The sequence below is a fragment of the Clostridium sp. UBA4395 genome (genome assembly GCF_002390995.1).
In the GTDB taxonomy this organism is placed as follows: Bacteria; Bacillota; Clostridia; order Clostridiales; family Clostridiaceae; genus Clostridium_J; species Clostridium_J sulfidigenes.
In genome coordinates, this window is record NZ_DGRF01000010.1 from 19,535 (window position 1) to 42,393 (window position 22,859).

At 29.3% G+C, this 22,859-nt stretch carries 21 protein-coding genes and 2 riboswitches; of the genes, 14 read left to right on the forward strand and 7 right to left on the reverse strand.

Going from position 1 to position 22,859, the window contains the following annotated elements:
- Nucleotides 1–126 precede the first annotated feature (126 nt).
- Genes B2694_RS00575 through B2694_RS00595 form a run of 5 tightly spaced genes read right to left on the reverse strand, consistent with a single transcriptional unit; the run spans nucleotide 127 to nucleotide 4,155 of the window.
- Nucleotides 127–834, reverse strand: a complete 708-nt coding sequence (locus B2694_RS00575; protein ID WP_346884111.1) for a Crp/Fnr family transcriptional regulator — start codon at nucleotides 832–834, stop codon at nucleotides 127–129.
- Between the two features lie 20 nt (nucleotides 835–854).
- The gene (gene frlB, locus B2694_RS00580; protein ID WP_346884112.1) at nucleotides 855–1,880 is read right to left on the reverse strand and encodes a fructoselysine 6-phosphate deglycase; all 1,026 of its coding nucleotides are present in this window, start codon (nucleotides 1,878–1,880) and stop codon (nucleotides 855–857) included.
- A 20-nt stretch (nucleotides 1,881–1,900) separates the two neighbouring features.
- A complete protein-coding gene (locus B2694_RS00585; protein WP_346884113.1) occupies nucleotides 1,901–2,641 on the reverse strand; it encodes a GntR family transcriptional regulator in 741 nt (246 codons plus the stop codon).
- Nucleotides 2,641–3,423, reverse strand: coding sequence for a fructoselysine 6-kinase (gene frlD, locus B2694_RS00590; RefSeq protein ID WP_346884114.1), 783 nt, complete (start codon nucleotides 3,421–3,423; stop codon nucleotides 2,641–2,643). The genes B2694_RS00585 and frlD overlap by 1 nt, the downstream gene beginning before the upstream one ends.
- Nucleotides 3,424–3,435: 12 nt before the next feature.
- Nucleotides 3,436–4,155, reverse strand: a complete 720-nt coding sequence (locus B2694_RS00595) for a GntR family transcriptional regulator (RefSeq protein WP_346884115.1) — start codon at nucleotides 4,153–4,155, stop codon at nucleotides 3,436–3,438.
- A 249-nt stretch (nucleotides 4,156–4,404) separates the two neighbouring features.
- Here B2694_RS00595 and B2694_RS00600 point away from each other — a divergent pair, with 249 nt between their 5' ends.
- The 12 genes from B2694_RS00600 to bioA all read left to right on the forward strand — a co-directional run bounded on the left by B2694_RS00600 (nucleotide 4,405) and on the right by bioA (nucleotide 16,820).
- Entirely contained in the window at nucleotides 4,405–4,881 is a 477-nt protein-coding gene (locus tag B2694_RS00600) for a permease (protein ID WP_346884116.1), read from the forward strand.
- A 2-nt stretch (nucleotides 4,882–4,883) separates the two neighbouring features.
- Nucleotides 4,884–5,417 (forward strand): permease, encoded by a 534-nt coding sequence (locus B2694_RS00605; RefSeq protein WP_346884117.1) that lies wholly within the window; start codon nucleotides 4,884–4,886, stop codon nucleotides 5,415–5,417.
- A gap of 164 nt (nucleotides 5,418–5,581) precedes the next feature.
- A complete protein-coding gene (locus tag B2694_RS00610) occupies nucleotides 5,582–6,475 on the forward strand; it encodes an AraC family transcriptional regulator (protein ID WP_346884118.1) in 894 nt (297 codons plus the stop codon).
- A gap of 233 nt (nucleotides 6,476–6,708) precedes the next feature.
- Nucleotides 6,709–6,887: riboswitch (cobalamin riboswitch) on the forward strand.
- A gap of 125 nt (nucleotides 6,888–7,012) precedes the next feature.
- On the forward strand, nucleotides 7,013–7,837 hold the full coding sequence (locus B2694_RS00615) for a class I SAM-dependent methyltransferase (protein ID WP_346884119.1): 825 nt from the start codon (nucleotides 7,013–7,015) through the stop codon (nucleotides 7,835–7,837).
- A 13-nt stretch (nucleotides 7,838–7,850) separates the two neighbouring features.
- On the forward strand, nucleotides 7,851–9,413 hold the full coding sequence (locus B2694_RS00620) for an ABC transporter substrate-binding protein (protein WP_346884120.1): 1,563 nt from the start codon (nucleotides 7,851–7,853) through the stop codon (nucleotides 9,411–9,413).
- Nucleotide 9,414: 1 nt separating this feature from the next.
- Nucleotides 9,415–10,401: an ABC transporter permease gene (locus B2694_RS00625; protein ID WP_346884121.1), complete on the forward strand. Its 987-nt coding sequence runs from the start codon at nucleotides 9,415–9,417 to the stop codon at nucleotides 10,399–10,401.
- Nucleotides 10,394–11,230, forward strand: a complete 837-nt coding sequence (locus tag B2694_RS00630; RefSeq protein WP_346884122.1) for an ABC transporter permease — start codon at nucleotides 10,394–10,396, stop codon at nucleotides 11,228–11,230. The genes B2694_RS00625 and B2694_RS00630 overlap by 8 nt, the downstream gene beginning before the upstream one ends.
- A gap of 9 nt (nucleotides 11,231–11,239) precedes the next feature.
- On the forward strand, nucleotides 11,240–12,961 hold the full coding sequence (locus tag B2694_RS00635; protein ID WP_346884123.1) for an ABC transporter ATP-binding protein: 1,722 nt from the start codon (nucleotides 11,240–11,242) through the stop codon (nucleotides 12,959–12,961).
- 192 nt (nucleotides 12,962–13,153) lie between these two features.
- Nucleotides 13,154–13,714: a biotin transporter BioY gene (locus B2694_RS00640; protein ID WP_346884124.1), complete on the forward strand. Its 561-nt coding sequence runs from the start codon at nucleotides 13,154–13,156 to the stop codon at nucleotides 13,712–13,714.
- 24 nt (nucleotides 13,715–13,738) lie between these two features.
- The gene (bioB, locus tag B2694_RS00645) at nucleotides 13,739–14,722 is read left to right on the forward strand and encodes a biotin synthase BioB (protein WP_346884125.1); all 984 of its coding nucleotides are present in this window, start codon (nucleotides 13,739–13,741) and stop codon (nucleotides 14,720–14,722) included.
- Entirely contained in the window at nucleotides 14,715–15,440 is a 726-nt protein-coding gene (gene bioD, locus B2694_RS00650) for a dethiobiotin synthase (protein ID WP_346884126.1), read from the forward strand. The genes bioB and bioD overlap by 8 nt, the downstream gene beginning before the upstream one ends.
- 18 nt (nucleotides 15,441–15,458) lie before the next feature.
- Nucleotides 15,459–16,820, forward strand: a complete 1,362-nt coding sequence (gene bioA, locus B2694_RS00655; RefSeq protein WP_346884127.1) for an adenosylmethionine--8-amino-7-oxononanoate transaminase — start codon at nucleotides 15,459–15,461, stop codon at nucleotides 16,818–16,820.
- 295 nt (nucleotides 16,821–17,115) lie between these two features.
- On the opposite strand, the gene B2694_RS00660 is transcribed toward bioA, so the two are convergent.
- Nucleotides 17,116–18,219 (reverse strand): anti-sigma-I factor RsgI family protein, encoded by a 1,104-nt coding sequence (locus B2694_RS00660; RefSeq protein ID WP_346884128.1) that lies wholly within the window; start codon nucleotides 18,217–18,219, stop codon nucleotides 17,116–17,118.
- The gene (locus B2694_RS00665) at nucleotides 18,216–18,941 is read right to left on the reverse strand and encodes a hypothetical protein (protein ID WP_346884129.1); all 726 of its coding nucleotides are present in this window, start codon (nucleotides 18,939–18,941) and stop codon (nucleotides 18,216–18,218) included. The genes B2694_RS00660 and B2694_RS00665 overlap by 4 nt, the downstream gene beginning before the upstream one ends.
- Before the next feature lie 171 nt (nucleotides 18,942–19,112).
- Between B2694_RS00665 and B2694_RS00670 the strand changes: the two genes are divergently transcribed.
- Together B2694_RS00670 and B2694_RS00675 are read left to right on the forward strand one after the other, a co-directional pair.
- Complete coding sequence (locus B2694_RS00670) at nucleotides 19,113–20,816, forward strand: ABC transporter ATP-binding protein (RefSeq protein WP_346884130.1); 1,704 nt, start codon at nucleotides 19,113–19,115, stop codon at nucleotides 20,814–20,816.
- 40 nt (nucleotides 20,817–20,856) lie between these two features.
- Nucleotides 20,857–22,599, forward strand: coding sequence for an ABC transporter ATP-binding protein (locus B2694_RS00675; protein WP_346884131.1), 1,743 nt, complete (start codon nucleotides 20,857–20,859; stop codon nucleotides 22,597–22,599).
- 126 nt (nucleotides 22,600–22,725) lie between these two features.
- Nucleotides 22,726–22,831, forward strand: a riboswitch (SAM riboswitch).
- Nucleotides 22,832–22,859 lie beyond the last annotated feature (28 nt).

Genomic DNA, 22,859 nt, shown 5'->3' on the forward strand with positions numbered 1-22,859 from the left:
TATATTCCTCCAATACAGTGTTATTTAAAGATTTCTTGTTTATATCTCTATAATATATTAGTTATATAAAACATTCTGTGACTGGAGTCATAGTTTTAAAACAAACTATCTAATTATTTTTATTTTTTAATTCATTAAAGCATATATATCTCGTATCAAAATCTGTTTATTTCCTATCATATCAATGACACCTTCATCTTGTAGTACGCTTAATTTCCTACTAACCGTTTCTCTAGCAGTACCTATATAGTTAGCTATTCCTTCACGGCTTAATGGGAGCTCTACAATAACACCATTAGGATGTTTTTTACCATACCTTTCTGCAAAATCAAGAAGTAGTGAATTTATACGCAACTCTATGTTTTTAGTACCCATATTTTGAACTGAGCTCTCTATTTTATCCATTCGACTACATAATTCTTCTATGATTTTAATCCCTATTTTAGGATAATTAATTAAAAGTTTTTGAAAGTCATTTTTATTTATCATGCAAATATAAGTAGTTTCTAATGCTTCAACATTATAGGTAGATTGCTGATTATTTAAGAGATTTTTTTCACCAAAGAAGTCACCGTGATCAAATATATATAGAATCTGCTCTTTGCCTTCAATAGTATAACGAAATACTTTTACCTTACCCTTATCTATAATGATTAGATTTTCTAAATAACTTTCTTCCATTATAATTAGCTCACCTTTTTCATATTGCTTTTTTACAATTAAGGTAGCTACTTTACTTAATTCTTCAGAATTTAAACCAGAGAAAATTGGAACTCTTTCTACACATAATTTATGAAGACAATTTTCGCAGTTGCATTTTTTATATTCAGTCATGAATAATCACATCCTTATTTTTAGTATTTAACAATACCTCCGTAATATCTTCTATCATCTGGATTGTGATCTTTGTAAATTGAAAGATAATAGAAAAACCACTCGAGAGGGACAAAAAGTACAAAAGGTGATAGCGTAGGATGAAGGTCTTCAGCTATTTCTTTATAATCAAAGACAATATAATCCTGATCTAATTTCTTAACAAAATTTATAGTTCTTTCAGTAGTATGTCTAGATTCATCTGTACCTAATAGAAAAATAAAAGGTACTCCTTCTTCAACAATTTCTAAAGGTCCATGGCGGAATTCACTACTATTTATACTTGCTCCATGAGTCCAAGCAAATTCCATCATTGTAATAACTCCTTCTTTATAGGCTAAAGGGGTTAGTGGACCTGCAGCCACAGTATATATTATATCCCAATTAGAAGCTTTTTCACCCAGGGTTCGTCCTTTAGATTCCCAACTTGTTACTAATTTTCCTAAAAGGTTAGGAAGTTTTAATATGTCTTCTTGAATTCTAGTAATTTCAATGCTTGGTGTAACTTTATTGATAAGTTCTAATGCAAAGGTATAAGTAATTAATAAGTGAATTTCCCAGATGCATTCAGCTTCATAGGCTACTAAATAGTCACCTACAGGAGCTAATAAGTTTCCAGAAGGATCACGAGTAACGCTGACAGTAAGGGCACCAGTAGCTTTAGCCTTTTTTAAAGCTTCTACTACTTCCTCAGTGTTTCCAGATTGAGATAGAGCAATCACTGCTGTTTTTTCATCTAAATTATAAGGTGTACAATCTAAAAAGTCATAGCCACTATAAGTTTTAGAAGTAATATTTGAGTATTTTTCAAATAACATAGAAGCAGTTTCACAAGCACAAAGAGGTGAACCACAAGCTATAAAATAAACTTTGTTAATTCCTCTTTTAACCATTTCATCAACTATGGTTCTAATTTTAGGAACGTCCTTTTCTAATACTTTTTCAACTTCTGTAACCATATTTTCTGTAACAAGAAAATCTACAGTGGACTTATCAATATTTAACATATAAATACCTTCTTTCTATATCATTTATTAAAATGTACATTATAGTTACATTTATCTCCTCTTGTATAGGTTTTAGTAAATTCTATAACTCTTCCAGTATCATCATAGCTAGTACACTCAAATAACATTACCCAGGAAGGGGTATCTAGAGATAAAAGTTTACTATGCTTATCATCTAGTCGAACGATTTCCAAGATTTCATCTGCGGTAACAAGATTTATATTATAAACCTCAAAGAGTTCATATATTGAAAAAAAGGATAGATTGATTTTATCTAAATTAGGTAGTATATATTTTGGAATATTAATGTATTCTAGGGATATAGGTTCTTTGTTGGCATAACACAGTCTCTTTATAACATAGATATCATCATCTTCATTTATATTAAACTTTTTACTCAAAAGTTTTCCAGCAGGTTTGGTAGTTTTATTTAATATAGTGGTTTTTGAAGATGTATTCTTATCCTTCATAGTTTTAGTAAAACCGCTTAAGGTATATAAGTCTCTTTCGATTTTAGAATTAAGAACAAATACACCCTTACCTTTAATACTCTTTAACAATCCTTCACGGATAAGAATGGATATAGCATTACGTACTGTTAGACGATTTATTCCATATGTATTCGATAATTCATTTTCAGAGGGAATTGCTGTACCAACCTTGAATTCACCACTAATAATTTTATCCCTTAAGATATCCCTTAGTTGAGTATATAAAGGAGAGGAACCACTTAGTTGTTTTTTTGAATTATTCTCAGTCATTACCAAGCACCAAAATATTTTAATGTTTTAGATGCAGTTTTAGCACCAAGAAGCATGGATTCTTTTATGGAGCTTTTATTAAGAATACCCTTTAAAAAACCTGCTATGAAAGAGTCTCCAGCACCTAAAGTGTCAACTACCTTTGTTTCTATGATGTCTTGAAAAATAAATTCTTTATCAGCATAGGCAACACTGCCTTTATTGCCAAGAGTTACAACTACTATTTTAGGTCCTTTACTATGAATATCCTTCATAAAGTTTTCTATATAGTCATCTCTTTTAGAATAAGAAAAAAATGCATAGTCAACATAATTGATGGTTTTATTAACAAGAGAGTCTTCTAATTTAGTAGCATAATCAAAAGAAATAGGAATATTTTTTTCTTTGATGTGGCAAAGGTAGTTTTCAGTTTTACCCCAATAGGCTGTATGAAAAAGATCGTGGTTACAAATGAAATCTAAATCTTCGTTAGTAAGTTCAAATTTACTTAATACGCCTTCATAGTAATCTCCCATGACTCTATCTCCATTTATTAAAGAAACCTCTGTTATAGCTGTAGCACCTTCTAATACCCGAACATGAGAAGTATCTACCCCTTTAGAATTAATGGAATTAATCATTAATTCTCCATATTTATCATTACCAACCACTCCAACATAGGAAGAGATTTCATTTAATTCTTTCATATATACTGCTACATTTACGGGATTTCCACCAGGATAAATTTTACCTAAGTTTAAATATACATCCATACAATTGTCACCTACAGTAGCTATTTTCAATACAATCAACTCCTATCTTGTTAATACACTTTTTAGTTTCACTCTATCTGCACGTATTACAGAGTAGAAAAATTCAACGGGAAAACCTTTCTCTTCTAGCACAGTACCCTTGAGGTGAAAAAGGGGAAAACCTTCTTCAACTTTTAAAAGTTCTGATTCTAAGGCCGTAGCATAGGTCATGGATATTTCTTCCCAACCACTATTTAAATTTAGATTAAAATCCTTTTTTAAAACCTCATATAAAGAAGTTTTTTCAAAATCTTTTCTAATTAGCTCATCATAATACTTGGAAGATAGATAACTATTTTCTATAGCAAAGGGCACGGAGTTTACTGATCTTAATCTAATTAGTTCACATAAATTGTTATTAGAATTTTCCTTTAGGTTTTCATAGGCAAAGGTATTATCGTTTAATAGCTTCAATGAAAGTAATTTGGTAGATAAATTTAAAGAATTTTCATCTATAAATTCATGGAAAGAGTTTAGACTTTGTAAATTTTTTTCAAGTTTAGGCTCTGATAAAAAAGTTCCCGATCCTTTCTTTTTATATAATTTACCATGATTAATTAATTGATCTATAGCTTTTTTTAAGGTAGTTCTATTACAATCCCACATACTACAAAATTCTCTTTCGGAAGGGAGTTTGGCATTAGGTGATAAGTTATTTTCAATGATATAGCATTGAATTTTTCCCATAAGTTTTTCTCTATTGAGAGAAAGTGAATTATCCATAACATTATCCTTTCTATAAATTTCTGTTTTTATATAAACAAGTTCATATAAAAACTATACCACTTATAATATAATATACTATTAAAATGTTAAAAAGTAAATATTTACTTTTTAATACATAAAATAAAAAGGTTATATACAAACCATATATACAAACATAAATATGTTTTGTATAATATATTTATATTGCTATATCTAAATATTATAATATATGATTGATTTTATATAGAATTTATAGGAGGATACATTATGGGTAACTATACTTTATACATGTTAACGGGTTTATTACTTAGTATTTCATTCTTTAAGAATAAGAAAAAAACAAAAATGGCTTTAAAAAAAGCATGGAAATCTTTTGAAAACATATTACCACAATTTTTAGGTATTATTATGATTATTGGAGTTTTACTTGCAGTCCTAAATCCAGAAGTAATATCGAAAATTATTGGAGGAAACTCAGGGTGGTTTGGTGTAATTATTTCTGCTATAGTTGGTGCCATTACATTAATTCCTGGGTTCGTAGCATTTCCAACGGCTTCAATGCTACTTCAAAATGGAGCAGGGTATATGCAAATAGGAGCCTTTATTTCTACATTAATGATGGTGGGAGTTATTACAATACCAGTAGAAGTAAAATATTTTGGTAAAAAGCTTACTATTTTAAGAAATGTATTAGCATTTATCTTTTCATTTATAGTAGCTTATATTATTGGAAAGGTTGTTTAAATATGAAGAAATTATTAGTAAGATATAAATTTTTTATTATAACAGTAATATTAGTATGTGTACTAACTATAGTTAATTATAAATTAGGAACAAAAGCATTAGGAATTGCAGCATATAGCTTTAAGGAAATGGCTATGGTTATACCACCAATTTTTATTTTATTAGGTTTACTAGACGTATGGATTCCCAGAGAAACCATGGTGAAATATATGGGAGAAGAGTCAGGAATAATTGGAATAATTTTATCCATAATTCTTGGATCTGCAGCTGCAGGACCACTTTATGGTGCATTTCCTATGGCGGCAGTTTTCATGAAAAAGGGTGTAAAACTTAGTAATATTTTAATCTTTATTGGAGCTTGGTCTACAACGAAAATCCCAATGTTTCTATTTGAAATGTCCTCTTTAGGAAGCAAATTCGCAATAACTAGATTACTAATTGATATTCCAGGGATTATAATTATTGCATATATATTATCATCTCTTATTAAGAAAGATGAAGCAGATGAATTGTATAAAAATGCTGAGAATTTATAACAAATATAAACAAATATAAATATTAATATTAGTATGTATAGAAAGTATGCTTTTAAATGAGCATACTTTTTTTATATAGATTGAGATTTTAGCAAATTAGGAACAGCTTAAATTTTAAAGTCTTGGTATAATAAAGATACCCTAGGGAAAAGGTTGTGATAAAAGTGAATTACAGTAAGGATATTGATAGGTGTATTGAATTTATAGAAAATAATATCAAGGAAGCTATTACTGTGAGTGAAGTTGCTGATTATGTGGGGTATTCTGTAAACCACTTTTGTAGAGTTTTTACTTTATGTAAAGGTATATCTATAATGGAGTACCTTAGAAAACGTAAGCTATCATTAGCAGCAATAGAACTATTTAAAGGAAGAAAAATTATTGATATTGCCCTTGAATATGGATTTGAAACACCTAGTGGATTTTCAAAGTCCTTTCGGAAAGCTTTTGGATATAGTCCAACACAATATATAGCTAGAATGGATGGATACTTCAATAAGGGAATAACATTTAAAATTGGAGGTTATATTATGAAGCCTGTTATTGTTAAAAAGCCAGCTTTTAAGGTAGCTGGATATGGAATAAATACTAATATTGGAGGAACAAGTTATACAAAGGATATTGCATCCTTTTGGAGCAATTATGATGGAGAAAATTTAGAAACAAAGATGTATGAAATCTTAAATCCTCCTAATCATGGTGAAGTTGGTCTATGCGTTCCAACTGATAAAGGGGGAAATGTATGCTATCTTTTAGGAGTCATTGTTGAAGATTTCTCTAAAGTTACAGAGGATATGATTATAGTGGAAGTACCAGAGGCGAAATATGCAGTATTTACAACTCCTCCAGTGGATGTTACTGTAGACCCTAACCAAGATAAGTTTTCAGAAGTGATTAAAGAAACTTGGAAATATATATTTGAAGAATGGTTTAAAGATAGTGGATATATGTATGATGAAGATAAATTAGATTTTGAATTTTATGATGAGCGTTGTCATTATCGAACAGATACGATTATGGAGATTTATGTTCCAGTAAAAAGGCTACTTGAAAATTAATTGAATATCAATATTTATAAACAGAGTTCTTAACTTCTATGAATCTATAGAGAACATGCTCTGTTTTGTTTTATTATATATTCTATAATTAGTTGGTTAAATTATCACGGAGTATTAGTGCTATTAATATTCCAATATATTGATTAAAGAAATAAGTAATACAGATATTAAATAATTTGTTGACATAGGTAAAATATACAATTATACTATAATTGTCATATGCTAAAAATTAAATAAATATTTTTAATATAGGTGCTAATTAAAAGATTAGTGAAAAGGGAAGTAGGTGAAAATCCTATACGGTCCCGCCGCTGTAATAGGGGAGTTTTACTAGATTACCACGGAGTTATCTGGAAGGGTAGTAAAATTATGATACTAAAGTCAGAAGACCTGCCTATGTTGTATCAACATAACTTTACGATGGATAGAGGAGGTGTTTTATTTGTGTAGAATAAGAGAACCCTTTATTAACTAAATCTATGGTTAATAATGGGTTTTATTTATAATAAATAGTTGGAATAGGGGGATTTTTAAAATATGGACATAAAATATTATGAAGAAATATGGGCAAGTTCAGGTTTAAAGGATTTACATAGTCAACAAATTCTTTGGGATTCAAGAGCAGAGGAATTTAATAAGTCATTTTTAAAAAAAGAAAATACAAACAGAACTAATGACTTAATAAATTTTTTAGTATCAAAGTGTTATTTAAATAAAGAGGGAAATATTCTTGATATAGGTTGTGGTCCAGGAAAATATAGCTTAGAATTTTCAAAATTATGTAAGAATGTTACAGCTATAGATATTTCACCAGAGATGATTAACTATGCAAAAGTTAATTCGGAAGAGAAAAATGTTAAAAATATAGATTTCCAATTGATGCCTTGGGAGAATATTAGTATTGAAGAAAAAGGATGGGAAAGAAAATATGATTTAGTCTTTGCATCTATGTGTCCTGGAATAAATAGTAAAGATGCGCTTGTAAAAATGGTTCAAGCCAGTAAGGGATATTGTTTTATGAGTAGTTTTGCAAAACGTAACGATAAAATAATGGATGAACTATATGAAAAAGTTTACGGAGAAGAACCTTCTTCAAGATGGGGTAAGAATATATATTGTGCTTTTAATATATTGTGGAATTTAGGATTTTATCCGGAAATTTGTTACCATGATATAAAAAGTGAGAAGGTTTACCCTTTAGAAAAAGCAATTGAACTTTATACACTTCAAATTCAAAGAGGTAGAGAGAAATCTAAAGATATAAAGGATAAAGTTACAGAATATTTAACAAGTATATCTGAAGATGGGATTATAAAGGATACTATGGAAGCAAAAATTGCGTGGATATATTGGAAAGCATAGAGAGGAGAAAGACATGAAGAAGATAAAGAGTTTAATTTTAAGTTTAGTCATAATGTGTATATTAATATTACAAGGATGTGGAGCAGAAAAAGTTAATGAAGAATTAAAGGATGAAGGAAAAACAAATGAAAGAAAGACATCTGTATTAAGACTTGAGGGAGGAGATTGGGGAAATCTTACTCCATATAGTCACTATTCAAGAGGACCAGGGGCATATAAAATGAGATTAATATTTGATAGTCTTTTAGAAAGAGATGAAAATGGTCTTATTCCATGGTTAGCGGAAAAATATGATATATCACCTGATGGTAAGGAATATACTTTTACACTAAAAAATAATGTTAAGTGGCATGATGGTAAAGAATTAACTGCAGAAGATGTGAAGTTTTCTTTAGAATATTTTGAAAAAAATCCACCGGTTTCTGATAGTTTAAATATTGAAGGTAAAAGTTTTGTAAAAAAAGCTGAGGTATTAGATAAAAATAAGATAAAAATAATTGTAGAAAAAGAAAATTCTACAGTGCTTGATAGATTTGCAGATATAAGAATTATTCCTAAACATATTTGGGAAAAAGTTGAAGATCCTATAGCATTTAATACATCAGAAGCTTTAATTGGATGTGGTCCATACAAATTGGAACAGTATAATAAAGAACAAGGGGCTTATAAATTTACTGCATTCAATGAATACTGGGGACCAAAACCTAGAGTAGATGCATTAGAATTTATACCAGTAAGTGATTCAGTACTAGCTTTTGATAAAGGAGAAATAGATATTGCAAATATCACTCCAGATATTATAACTAAATATGAAAAGAATCAAGAATTTGTAGTTAAAACAAATCCTGCATTTTGGGGATATAGACTTGCATTTAACATGGAAAAGCGACCTGAATTAAAAAGCAAAGAATTAAGACAAGGTATTTCTTATGCAATTAATAAACAAGAACTTATAGATAAAGTAGCTAGAGGAGCAGGTAAGATTGCTAGCCCAGGGTATTTACCAGTAGATCATATATGGTATAACAAAGATATAAAGCAGTATGATTGTGACACAGAAAAAGCAAAGGAATTATTAAATAATCAAAAATATAGTTTTACATTATTAATATCAAATTCTAAACCTGAATTAAGAATTGCAGAGCTTATTAAAATCGATCTTGAAAAAGTAGGAATTGATTTAAATATTAAAAGTGTAGATATGAAAACAAGAGATGCAGCAGTAAAAAGTGGAGATTATGAAATGATTCTTAATGGTCATGGAGGATGGGGAAATGATGCAGATTTACTTAGAAAAATGTATTCTAGTAATGGTAAATTTTCATCCATACCAGGATATAGTAATGAGGAAATAAACAAATTATGTAAAAAACAACTTTCTGAAATAAATGAAGAGAGCAGAAAAGAAATAGTATTTCAATTACAAAAGGAAATTGCAGAAGAATTACCTCAAATACCACTTTATAATACTACTGAATATACTGTTTATAGACCAGAAAAATATGATGGGTGGAAATATATGTTCAATCATCATTCATTAACTCATAATAAATTATCTTATCTAGATGTGAAGTAATATGAAAAAAATTTTTTGTAAGAAATTAATAGAGTATATAATTACATTTTTATGTATAATTACACTTAACTTTATTATCCCTAGGTTAATGCCTGGGGATCCCTTTACTTTTTTATCATCAGAAGAGGGGGATTCAATTGTAAATTATAGTGATGAACAGATAGAGAAATATAAGGAATATTATGGTTTGAATAAATCAATTGTTCATCAATATAAAGACTATATAGTAAATATGGTTAAGGGGAATATTGGATATAGTATATATTATAATGAAGATGTATTAAAATTGATTATTAGCAGAGCGGTATGGACTATTCCAATTGTTTTAATATCTATTATTCTTAGCTGTTTAATAGGTATTTTTTTAGGAAGTATTTCTGCATGGTATAACAATAGCTATATAGATAAAATATTATATTTCATCATGATAATTTTTTCTGAAATTCCAGCTTTTCTAATTGGTGTATTATTTCTATTTATTTTAGCTGCAAAATTAGACTTGTTCCCTCTTTCTGGAGCAGTTAGTGTTTTTGAAAGTTATGATAGTTATTTTTCAAAGGTTAAAGATGTGGTAAATCATGGATTTCTACCTGTATTAACCCTTGTGCTATCAAGGGTTGGAGGGTTTTATTTATTGTCAAGAAATAGTATGATTTCAGTATTATCAAAGGATTATATAAGGACAGCAGAAGGAAAGGGATTAAGTAATATGTTAATATTATTTAAGCATGCTTTGAAAAATGCAATACTTCCTATTGTTACAAGGTTTTTTTTAAGTTTAAGTGCTATATTTGGTGGAGCAGTATTAGTTGAAAATGTATTTCATTATCCCGGGGTAGGTCTTTTAATGAAAGAAGCTATAATGGTAAGAGATTATCCTTTAATCCAAGGTATATTTTTATTTATTACAATAACTGTACTTACTATGAATCTTTTAGCAGATATAGTATATAGAAAAATGGATCCTAGGGTGAATAACTATGAGTAAGATTATGAAAAAAATTAGTAAATTAACTATCACAAGTAAAGTATGTATATTCATTATTATTGTAATGATACTTATAGGTATATTCTCAAATATTATAAGTATTCAACCATATAATGTGCCTTCAGGACAAGCCCTTGAACCACCTAGTAAAATTCATTGGTTAGGGACAGATGATATAGGTATAGATATATGGGCACAAATATGCTATGGAGCTAAAATTAGTATTACTATAGGCTTGATAAGTGCAGTATTAGCAGGAGTTGGTGGAAGTATAATAGGAATATTTTCTGGCTACTTTGGAGGTTTATTAGATAAAATAATTATGAGAATAATTGATATGATAATTATAATACCCAATTTGCCTATGATGATTGTTTTAGGAGCATTTTTAGGACCAAGCATTAAAAATATTGTGGTAATATTAGTACTGTTTTCATGGACTACACCTGCAAGAATTGTAAGATCAAAAATTCTTTCTATAAAACAAGAAAAATATATATTAGTAGCTAAAAGTTATGGAGCAAACTTTATACATTTAACACGAAAACACTTTTTACCTTCTATTATGCCAATTATGATGGTAAGTGTTATAAAGCTTATAAGCAAAGCAATTGTTGCAGAAGCAAGTATGGCTTTTTTAGGATTAGGAGATCCTACTACAAAAAGTTGGGGATTAATTTTAAATCATGCTATTGGCTTTAAAGGTATTTATTATACAGATTATTGGAAATGGTGGGTAATTAGTCCTCTTACTGCTATCATTTTATTAGTTGTTTCAATTGCGTTTATTAGTAGGGAATTAGAAAAAATAGTAAATAAGAAATTATAGAGGTGGATTATGCAAGAAGAAATATTAAAACTTGAAGAGGTTAAAATTACTTATAAATTGCAAGATACTAATTTTATAGCAACTAATGATATAAATTTAACATTAAATAAAGGTGACAGTTTAGGTATAATTGGGGAATCAGGAAGTGGAAAAACCTCCTTAGCCATGGCTATAATAGGATTATTAAAAAAACCTACAAAAGTAGAAGGTAAGATTTACTATAGAGATACGGATTTACAATTAATTAGTAAGAAAGAGTTAAATAAAATAAGGTGGAATAAAATAGCTATTGTTTATCAAAATTCTTTAGATGTTTTAAATCCTGTTTTAACAATTGGGGAACAAATTTTAGAATGTTTCGGTAATCATTTTATAATAACTAAAGAAGAGAGAAAAAATAGAGTAATAGAACTTTTAATAATGGTAGGGTTAGATAAAAAAATTGGTAATTGTTATCCACATCAATTATCAGGAGGAATGAGACAAAGAGTATTAATAGCAATGGCATTATCTTGTGAACCGGAGGTTTTAATTGCAGATGAACCTACTACTGCTTTGGATGCATTATCTAAAAATGAAATTATAAATTTAATAAAGAAGTTGCAAAAAACAAAGAAATTCACCTTAATAGTTATATCACATGAAATAGAAACAATTTTAAAACTTACTTCACGAGTGGCAGTTATGTATTCAGGAAATATAGTTGAAGAAGGTTTAACTAAAGAAGTAATAAATAATCCGATGCATAATTATACAAGGGGACTTATTAATTCTTCTCCAAGTATTAATATATATAAGGATATGTGGGGAATAATAGGTGAAAAAAATAGTAATATAAAAGAAGGATGTAGTTTTTATGGACGATGTAATCAAAGTATAGAATTATGCAAAACTAAGGTTCCTAAATTAGAATATGTAGGTTTAAATAGAAGGATAGCCTGTAATAGGGGAGGTATTGTTACTCTTTTACATTGTGAAAATATTAATAAAGTTTATAGTTCAAAAGGAAGGGATGTTATTGCTTGTGATAACTGTGAAATTCAAATTCGTCATGGAGAAGTTATTGCATTAGTTGGAGAATCGGGTTCAGGGAAAAGTACCCTTGTTGGAATTTTATCAGGAATAATTAATCCTAATAGTGGAGAAATTAAATTTCAAGGAGAAAAGGTTTGTGGCAATAGTGCAACTAACCATAAAGGAGGAATACAAATAGTATTTCAAGATCCTTTTTCAGCTACAAATGAACAATTTACAGTAGAAGAAATAATAAAGGAACCATTAGATATAATAAAGGTAGATAGAAAAGAAGAAAGAAAGAAAAAAGTTATTCAAGTATTAGAAGAAGTACAGTTACCTTCAGATGAAAGTTTTTTAAAACGTAAGTGTTATATGTTAAGTGGAGGACAAAGACAAAGATTATCATTGGCTAGAAGTCTTGCTATGGAACCAAAGCTTTTAATAGCCGATGAAATAAATTCAATGCTAGATCCTTCAACACAAGCCAATATTTTAAGGCTTTTAAAAGGATTGCAAAATGAAAGAGGATTTGCAATGATATATATAACTCATGATCTTAATATAGCTTTAAAAATCTCAGATAAAACTTATATTATGCATAAAGGTAAAATTATAGAAAAAGGAATAACATCACAAATATTTTCTAGTCCAATTAATAATTATACTAAAAGTCTTATTAATGAGTGGGGAAATTTATGTGGACAATTTAGATAAAGGAGCTTAGTCTGAAATTCAATGTAATATCAGGCTAGGCTCTTTTATAATAATTTTTAATTATTTTTCAACCTAGAATTATAAGAAAACTCTTATATACAAATTGTAAACTATTACTATTCTAAAAGTTGACAATTTATAAATTCTTAATTATAATCAAAACCATAAAGTAAATATATTAAGGAGAGAATTATGAAAACTACCAAGAATACGAGAAATTTGATTTTAGTAGCTATGTTTGCAGCCTTAACTGCTATTGGTGCATTTATTAAAATACCAATACCTTATGTGCCTTTTACTCTTCAATACTTATTTTGTGCTTTAGCAGGAGTTATCTTAGGATCTAAACTCGGCGCACTATCCCAAATAATTTACGTTATGGTTGGACTTGTAGGTGTACCAGTATTTACTGAAGGGGGAGGGCTTAGCTATGTATTTAAACCTACCTTTGGATATCTTATAGGATTTATAGTGGCAGCTTATGTCATAGGAAAGATAAGAGAAAAGATTAAGGAATTAAGTTTTATTAAAGCTATGGGTATGCTTTTAGCTGGACTATTTTTTATTTATTTATTTGGAGTTATATATCTTTATGTTAGCTATAACTTATATCTAGGACAACCAATGTCACTATATTTTGCATTTTTTAATGGCTTTGTACTATGCATATCTGGAGATTTGATTTTAACAGCATTTGCAGCTTATGTAGCAATAAAAATAGTACCTATATTCAAAAGGTTTGGATACATTTAATAAAAATGAAAGAAGGCTTGAAGTATGAAAAGTTTTATTAAGGATTTAGAGATAAGAATTTTATCAGGTGAATACATAAATTTTCAAGAAGCAATGGCATTAACAGAGATTAGAAATAATGATGAGATTGAACAATTATGTCTTAGTGCTAATAATATAAGAAAAACTTTTTGTGGTAATAAGGTAGATCTTTGCTCTATCATGAATGCAAAGTCAGGTAGGTGTTCTGAAGATTGTAAATTCTGTGCGCAATCTGTTCATTATAATACTAGTGCAGAAGTCTATGATTTAGCTTCAAAGGAAGTAGCATTAAAGATAGCACAGGAAAATGAATCAGAGGGAGTAAATAGATTCTCTTTAGTTACTAGTGGTAGAGGGATTACAAGTAGTGATTTTGAGAAAGTTTTAGGTATATATGAAAACCTTAATAGGGAATTAAAAATTGAGTTATGTGCCTCTTTAGGAATACTTCAGTACGATAAGCTACTTAAGTTAAAGGCAAGAGGAATAACTATGTATCATCACAACTTAGAAACAAGTAGGGAATTTTATAAGGAAATATGTACAACTCATAGTTATGAAGAAAGAATAGATACCATAAAAGCTGCACAGAAGGCAGGTATACCTGTATGTTCAGGAGGAATTATTGGACTTGGTGAAAGTTGGATTGATAGAATCAATCTTGCTTTTCAATTGAAAGAATTAAAGATTATGTCTATTCCGGTGAATGTACTTAATCCTGTAAAAGGTACGCCTCTTGAGGATTCTAAAAATTTAAGTCAAGAGGATATTTTAAAGACCATTGCTATCTTTAGGTTTATAAACCCTAAAGCTTTAATCAGATTAGCTGGTGGTAGAAATCTCATTAGGGATTTGGGGAAGAAATGCTTTAACTCAGGTGCAAATGCTACTATTACTGGAAATTATTTAACCACTTCTGGTAATAAAATATGTGATGATAAGAAGATGATAAGTGAACTAAAGCTGGAGGTTAGAAGTGATGGCTAAGGGGATATTTATAGTTGGAACGGATACAGAGGTAGGAAAAACTGTTGTAACTGCAGGACTACTTCATGTCCTTAGAAGTAAAGGGCACAGAGCAACATATTTTAAGGGAGCTTTAAGTGGGGCTATAGAAGAAGGTGATAAACTAATACCTGGAGATGCTGACTTAGTAAGCCAGGTTAGTGGATTAAAGGAACCCTATGAAAATATAACTCCATATATATTTAAGACAGCGATATCTCCACATTTAGCTGCCCAAATAGAAGATAATCCTATAGATCTAAATATTATAAAGGCTAAATTTGAGAAACTAAAAGAAAAATATGATTTTATAATTGCAGAAGGTAGTGGTGGTATAATATGTCCTCTAATAAATAGGGATGAAGAAATATATACACTAGGTGACCTTATTAAGGATTTAAATATGAGTACTGTGGTTGTAGCTAGAGGTGGAGTGGGAACAATAAACCACACAGTACTTACTGTGAAATATATAGAGTCCATGGGAATCAAAGTAAAAGGAATTATTATAAATAATTATGAAGACAATTATATAACTAAAGACAATATTAAGGTTATAGAAAAACTTACTGGAATTTCTATTGTAGGTAAATTTAAAACTATAGATAACTTGGATAAAGGTAATATAGATAATATAAGAACTGCTGTATCAAGGATTTTTAATGATAAAAGTATTATAGAATGGATGGAAGAATTGTAGTAAAGGGTAGGTGTTTATATGAAGGATTATGTAAAAAGAGATTTAGAATATATATGGCATCCTTGTGCACAGATGAAGGATTACGAAGAGCTTAATCCTATAGTTATTGAAAGAGGAGAAGGTGTTTGGCTTTATGATATTCATGGAAACAAGTATTTAGATTGTATATCATCTTGGTGGACAAATACCTTAGGACATAGCAATAAAAGAATAAATAAAGCCATAAAGAATCAAATTGATGAAATAGAACATGTTATCTTTGCTAATTTTTCAAATAAACCGGCTATTGACTTAGCAGAAAAGTTAGTAAGCATAACACCAGAAGGATTAAATAAAGTATTTTATTCAGATAATGGATCTTCTGCAGTGGAAATAGCTTTAAAGATGAGCTTTCACTATAATATGCAAAGAAATAAAACTAAAAAGAAGAAATTTGTAGCTTTAAGTGATGCTTATCATGGAGAAACTTTAGGTGCTCTATCTGTGTGTGATATTGATGCATTTAATATGATATATAAGCCCTTACTTTTAGATACTCTTAGGATTGATGGACCAGATTGTTATAGGTGTAAATATGGTTGTACTAGAGATAAATGTAGTGCTGAATGCTTTGAAGCTATGGAAAAATGTTTAGTTGAAAATCATGAAGAGATAAGTGCTGTAATAGTTGAGCCAATGGTTCAAGGTGCAGCAGGAATGAAAATTTATTCACCTTTTTATCTAAAAAAACTTCGTAATCTTTGTGATAAGTATGATGTACATTTGATAGTAGACGAAATTGCCATGGGATTTGGAAGAACAGGAGAGATGTTTGCATGTAATCATGCAGATATAAGTCCAGATTTTATGTGCCTTTCAAAGGGTATTTCTGCAGGATATATGCCAATGTCTGTAGTTATGACTACTAATGAAATATATAATTGTTTTTATGGTGATTATTCAGAAAGAAAATCTTTTTTACATAGTCATACCTATGCAGGAAATGCTATGGCTTGTGCTATTGCTTTAGAAAATCTAAAAATATTTGAAGAAGAAAATATAATAGAAAATAATAAAGTTAAGGGAAGATTAATAGAAAAACTTACAATAGAAAGAGCAAAGAATTGTAGTCATATAGGAGAAGTAAGAAGTATAGGCATGATAACTGCTATTGAAATAGTAAAGGATAGAGGTACCAAGGAGAGATATTCTTGGCAAAGTAGAGTAGGTTATGAGATTTATAAAATAGCATTGAAGAAAGGGTTACTATTAAGAGCGATAGGTGATGTACTTTATTTCATACCTCCTTATGTAATAAGTAAAGATGAAATAGAATTTATGATAGATATTTGCTTTGAAAGTATAGAAGAATATTTTAGGTATAATGCTAAAATGGAATAACAGTAAAATAAATATACAAATATAAAATTAGTATTCTATATAGATGTTTAACTAGTTAAATAGTTAAATAGTTGTTCTGTTCATGCGGGTTTAAGAGGTATTTATATGTATATAAAAAATACAAAGAGTATGGGGGCATTAGGGGCATACTCTTTGTATTTTTCTGTACTTTACGATGTTTTTATCTTTAGTTTATTTAAATTATGTTTTTATCTTTAGTTTGTTTAAGTTATATTTTTATCTTTAGTTATATAAGTAATATATATAAAAACTATTATTAGTTTTTATTTGATTTTTAATTAACCTTTTTTCCTGGATTTTCAGGTTTATTAGGTGTTTTTTCTTTAGATTTCTCAGGTTTGTTAGGTATTTTTTCTTTAAGTTTTTCAGCATTGTTGTTATTTTTTTTCTCAGTTACCTCAGATTTTTTATTAGCTTTATTCTCAGTCTTTTCAAGCTTGTTAGTAGCTTTTTCTATTTTATTCTGAGATTTTTGGCTAGCTCTTTCCTGCGTAGCTTTAGTATCATTGGTATTTTCAGCTTCTTTAGTTAGGGCTTTATCAGTTTTTATTTCATCTGCCACTTCTGTACTATCTGTAGTTGATTCTTCAGTAGATTCATCTTCATCAGAAGTTTCAGTTTGTTCTATTTTAGCTTTCTTATTTTCCTTGATAGCACTCATAATTTCTTTAACAGGTTTGTTTAACCACTCTTCAAGAATAATGCTTTCTGGATTTGAAGAACTATTTTGTAGTTTTTCAACTAAATTTAGTTTACCAGGTGTTACACCCAGTTCTTTGGCTTTTTGTACTCGTTCAAATCCAACACTTATAGTTTCAAGGGTAATATCTTCACCTATTTCTTTAATTTCAGTTTCTAAACTTTCTTGTAGTTTTTCAGCAAGTTCATCTGATTTTTCTTGATCTTCACCAGAAGTTGCAATAATAATTCCACCATCAATGTCATTATCAATGCTATTATCAAAATAACCATTTTCACTAATTTGATTAACTGTTTCAGCAACTGCATTTTCAATTTTTTGATTTTTAAGTTTGTCCAATTCAAGTTCATTAAGAATTTCCTGACCATCATCATTAACTGCAGTTACACTAATTACCTTGTCAAAACGATTTAAAGAATATTCAATAGAGGGATTTACATCTAAACTCACATAGGAGTAAGGTGTTTTATAGGCCCATAGTATTATGCCTCCTACAATTGCAATCATAGCTGTTAAAGCAGAACACATTACCAATTTATTTATATTTTTTAAATTGCTACTTTTCATTTCAATCACCTGCCCAATGATATAACTTTTATCTTTTACTTTTGATATGCAGCCATCTTCAGAAAGGACTGCAGCATAGCCAGCCTTGATTTCTACAACAACAGATTTCATTTATTAATCTCCTCTCTGATGTACCTGAAATAGTAAGCTAGATTTGGATACTCTCCGGATAGTATCTCTACTGCTGCTATTATATATTTTCGGTGACGTTCTAATATTTTTCGGGGTACATTTAAATTTTTTTCAATTATTTTTAATGGTAGTTGTTTTGAACTTTGCAATTCATTAATTAATATTGGGTTATTGAGTAAATATACTACAACTTTTGCACAGGACGATTTTGTCTTTTTAGCTTTAGGTGAACATTTAGACAAATCTAAAAAAGAAAAGCCATAATAGAAAAATACTTCATTTGCAGCTTCAATCTCAAATTTTAGTGTATAATTTTCTTGGTGAATTATCTTTTCTGCTACTGCAAGTCCAAGTGCAATATCTTTATCATTTTCATTTTCGTCTAACTGACAATTAAATATGGCAGGATTTACGGATAATTCTAAGTTATATTTTTTCTGAAGCCTAAGATAATCAATAAGACGCCTACGAATTATAAGCTCGGCAAAACTGAGAAAATTTCCTTTAATTAATTCGTAACCTTTAATTGCTTGTACAAATGCCTGAAGTGAAACAGACCATTCATCATCACTTTTAGTTATGTATTTTCGGGTTATTCTTGATGTGCATTTCAAAATAAACAATTCATTTTGCTCAATGAAACTATTTAATAGATCCTGATTATTAGCAGCATCTATAGCCATATAATCTATTTCTCTCAACATGGCACCTCCTTATTCTTATTATTCTATCATCTAAAAATTATTAGGTAAACCTTTAGAACTATAAATTGCTAAAGCAAATTTCTGAATTTTAAAATAGATTTTTTAAAAACTTTAAGATATAATATATTTAGGAAAACGAAATATATTATATCTTAAAGGTGGAATATTATGAAGCAAATATTTAAGTATTTAAAACCTTATAGAGTAAACATGCTTATAGGATTTTCAATAAAGTTTACTGGAACTATTGTAGAACTAGCAATTCCATGGATTTTGTCTTATATGATTGATGAAATTATTCAATTAAAGCAGGTATCTCTAATTTTAATTTGGGGTGGAATTATGCTTTTATGTGCCATTTGTGCAGTAACTTTTAATATATTAGCTAACAGAATGGCTTCAAAGGTGGCAAGAGATACCACAGAGCGAGTTAGAAATGATTTATTCTCTAAAATGATATGTCTTTCTGATAGACAAGTGGATGCTTTTACACTACCTTCTTTAATTTCTAGAGCTACCACGGATACTTATAACATCCATCAGATGATGGGAATGATGCAAAGACTAGGTATTAGAGCTCCAATAATGCTTATTGGTGGAATAATTATAACATTGACATTAGATCCATTACTAACTTTAGTAATGATTTCAGTAATGCCTATTATTTTTATCACTATTATGTACATATCAAAAGTAGGTATCCCTATGTATTCAATTGTTCAGAAAAAAGTAGATGATTTTGTACGTGTAGTTCGTGAAGATGTTACAGGAATTCGTGTAATTAAGGCTTTATCAAAGGAAGAACATGAGAAGGAAAGATTTAATGCTAGGAATGATGCTACAGTAATTCAAGAAAAGAAGAGTGGTATGGTTATGGCTATACTAAATCCAGTAATGAACCTTTGTTTAAATGTGGGGACAGTATTTGTTATTTTGGCTGGAGCTTACAGAGTAAATAGCGGAGCCATTAAACCAGGAGCAATAATTGCATTTTTAACATATGTAACTTTAATATTAAATTCCCTTTTATTTATTTCCAGAGTGTTTACTAATTACTCCAAAGCAAGTGCTTCCGCAAAGCGTATCACTGAAATACTAAATGAGAAAGAAGAATTACCAATTAGGGACATACCAATTATAGATACAGATTATGCTATTGAATTTAGAAATGTCTCTTTTTCTTATAATCATAAAGAAGAAAATGTGAGTAATATAACCTTTGGAGTTAAAAAAGGTGAAACTCTAGGTATTATAGGGGCTACAGGCTCAGGAAAATCTACTTTAATTAAATTATTAATGAGATTTTATGATGTAGATCAGGGTTCTGTTTATATAAATGGACAAGATATTAGATCTATTAATATGAAAAAATTAAGAGAAAAGTTTGGAGTGGTATTTCAAAACGATTTTATAAGCACGGATACAATTTATGAAAACATTAAGTTTGGAAGAACTCTAGAAAATAGTGCTATAAGATCAGCAGCAGATTATGCTAAGGCAACTGAGTTTATTGAAGATAAGGCAGAAGGCTTTAATGCTAAAGTTGCAGTAAGAGGTGCAGATTTAAGTGGTGGACAAAAACAAAGAATGCTTATAGCCAGAGCCATAGCAGCACACCCAGAAATATTAATTTTAGATGATTCTTCTAGTGCTTTAGATTATAAGACAGACGCTGTACTAAGAAAAAATCTTACAGAACATTTTAAAGATACTACAACTATAATGATTGCTCAAAGAATTAGTTCGATTTTTAATGCAGACCACATCTGTGTATTAGAAGATGGCTATGTTGTAGGATATGGAACTCATGAAGAACTTATTGAAAGTTGTGATGTATACAAAGAAATTCATAAGTCTCAGATGGGAGAGTAAGTTATGGAAATCAAAGTAAAAAGGAGGACATTTATAATATATGAAGGATAGAAAAAAGAATACATTAAAAAGAGTAATGTCCTATTTATTTGAATATAAGATATTAATCATCATAGCAATTATATTATCCATAGGCTCTAACGTATTTGCCTTAATTGGTCCAATGTTATCAGGTTATGCTATAGATAATATTAATGTTGGAAGAGGGGCAGTAAATTTTTCTAAGATATACTATTACTGTGGACTTATGATTGGATTTTATATTTTATCTTCTATATTAGCTTATATTTTATCAGTACTTATGCTAGAAATTAGCAAGAGAATATCCTATAGACTAAGAAAAGATTTATTTGATAGATTATTATCTCTTCCAGTGGGATATTTTGATACCCATGCAACAGGAGATATCATAAGCAAAATTTCCTATGATGTGGATACTTTAAATTCTACCTTAACATCTGATTTAGTGAGCATTTGCTCAAGTATAATTACTGTGATTATATCCTTTGGTTCTATGGTTATGATATCTGAAAAGTTAGTTTTAGTATTTGTATTTACAGTTCCTATGTCTATTATACTTACTAAAAGAATAACTAGGGTAACAAGACCAATGTTTCGTAATCGTTCAAGAAAATTAGGGGAACTTAATGGAATGGTGGAGGAGTTTGTATCAGGTCAAAAGACTTTAAAGGCTTATCATCAAGAAGAAAATACAAAGAAAAAATTCGCAAGTAAAAATGAAGAAGCAGTAAATGCTTATTATCGTGCTGATTATTATGGTTCTATGGTTGGTCCTTCAGTTAATTTTATGAATAATTTATCCCTAACTCTTATCAGTATTTTTGGTGCTATTATGTATCTTTTTGGACAAATGACTTTAGGAAACATATCTTCCTTTGTACTATATTCTAGAAAATTTTCAGGACCTATTAATGAAGCTGCTAATATCATGGGAGAATTTCAATCCTCCCTTTCTGCTGCTGAAAGAATTTTTCAATTAATGGATGAGCTATCGGAGGTAGCAGATAGAGAGGGAGCTAAAGAACTTGTGGATATGGAAGGAAATGTGAAGGTAGAGAATATTTCCTTTGGATATAATAAGAATAAGATTATTCTTAAGAATCTTAGTATGAATGTACCTGCTGGAAGTATGATTGCTATAGTAGGCCCTACAGGAGCAGGAAAAACTACTTTAATTAATCTTCTCATGCGATTCTATGATGTTAATGAAGGGGATATTAAGGTAGATGAAAATTCAATACCACAGGTTACACGTAAGAGTTTAAGAAAGGCTTATGCTATGGTACTTCAAGATACATGGCTATTTGAAGGAAGTATATTTGAAAATATTGCTTATGGCAATGAAAATGCAACTATGGAAGAGGTTGTAGAAGTAGCTAAGGCAGCTAAAATTCATTCATATATAAAAAGACTTCCTAAGGGTTATGATACAGTAATTACTGATGATGGAGCTAATGTATCTAAAGGACAAAAACAATTGCTAACCATAGCGAGGGCTATGCTTTTGGATGCAAAGATGCTTATTTTAGATGAAGCAACTTCTAATGTTGATACTAGAACAGAAGTTCAAATTCAAAAGGCTATGAGAAATTTAATGAAGGATAAAACCTGCTTTGTAATTGCACATAGGCTTTCTACCATAAGGAATGCAGATCATATTCTAGTGGTTAATAATGGGAATATAGTTGAACAAGGAAATCATGTGGAGTTATTAAAACAAAAGGGTTTTTATAGCCAATTATATAATTCTCAGTTTGAATAATTAATAAAAAGTCTATCTTCAAATAATTAACTAATACTATAAAAATAAATTTTATTTATATAAAAAATCTATTGACATAGATATTCATAGTCATTATAATGGTATGTAATAAAATGTTTAATATAATACTTATCAAGAGAGGTGGAGGGATAGGCCCTATGAAACCCAGCAACCAATGTGTTCATCTACATATATGGTGCTAAATCCTACAGTATGAGCTGAAAGATAAGAAGACGATTGTTATAACCTCTTTCAGTGAA

Excerpts from the sequence above, each read along its gene's own strand:
- B2694_RS00600 (WP_346884116.1), top strand. The coding sequence starts at position 4,405 with ATGGGTAACTATACTTTATACATGTTAACGGGTTTATTACTTAGTATT.
- B2694_RS00605 (WP_346884117.1), top strand. The coding sequence starts at position 4,884 with ATGAAGAAATTATTAGTAAGATATAAATTTTTTATTATAACAGTAATA.
- B2694_RS00630 (WP_346884122.1), top strand. The coding sequence starts at position 10,394 with ATGAGTAAGATTATGAAAAAAATTAGTAAATTAACTATCACAAGTAAA.
- bioA (WP_346884127.1), top strand. The coding sequence starts at position 15,459 with ATGAAGGATTATGTAAAAAGAGATTTAGAATATATATGGCATCCTTGT.
- B2694_RS00635 (WP_346884123.1), top strand. The coding sequence starts at position 11,240 with ATGCAAGAAGAAATATTAAAACTTGAAGAGGTTAAAATTACTTATAAA.
- B2694_RS00575 (WP_346884111.1), bottom strand. The coding sequence starts at position 834 with ATGACTGAATATAAAAAATGCAACTGCGAAAATTGTCTTCATAAATTA.
- bioB (WP_346884125.1), top strand. The coding sequence starts at position 13,739 with ATGAAAAGTTTTATTAAGGATTTAGAGATAAGAATTTTATCAGGTGAA.
- frlB (WP_346884112.1), bottom strand. The coding sequence starts at position 1,880 with ATGTTAAATATTGATAAGTCCACTGTAGATTTTCTTGTTACAGAAAAT.
- B2694_RS00585 (WP_346884113.1), bottom strand. The coding sequence starts at position 2,641 with ATGACTGAGAATAATTCAAAAAAACAACTAAGTGGTTCCTCTCCTTTA.
- B2694_RS00660 (WP_346884128.1), bottom strand. The coding sequence starts at position 18,219 with ATGAAATCTGTTGTTGTAGAAATCAAGGCTGGCTATGCTGCAGTCCTT.
- B2694_RS00625 (WP_346884121.1), top strand. The coding sequence starts at position 9,415 with ATGAAAAAAATTTTTTGTAAGAAATTAATAGAGTATATAATTACATTT.
- B2694_RS00595 (WP_346884115.1), bottom strand. The coding sequence starts at position 4,155 with ATGGATAATTCACTTTCTCTCAATAGAGAAAAACTTATGGGAAAAATT.
- B2694_RS00620 (WP_346884120.1), top strand. The coding sequence starts at position 7,851 with ATGAAGAAGATAAAGAGTTTAATTTTAAGTTTAGTCATAATGTGTATA.
- B2694_RS00640 (WP_346884124.1), top strand. The coding sequence starts at position 13,154 with ATGAAAACTACCAAGAATACGAGAAATTTGATTTTAGTAGCTATGTTT.
- bioD (WP_346884126.1), top strand. The coding sequence starts at position 14,715 with ATGGCTAAGGGGATATTTATAGTTGGAACGGATACAGAGGTAGGAAAA.
- B2694_RS00675 (WP_346884131.1), top strand. The coding sequence starts at position 20,857 with ATGAAGGATAGAAAAAAGAATACATTAAAAAGAGTAATGTCCTATTTA.
- B2694_RS00670 (WP_346884130.1), top strand. The coding sequence starts at position 19,113 with ATGAAGCAAATATTTAAGTATTTAAAACCTTATAGAGTAAACATGCTT.
- B2694_RS00615 (WP_346884119.1), top strand. The coding sequence starts at position 7,013 with ATGGACATAAAATATTATGAAGAAATATGGGCAAGTTCAGGTTTAAAG.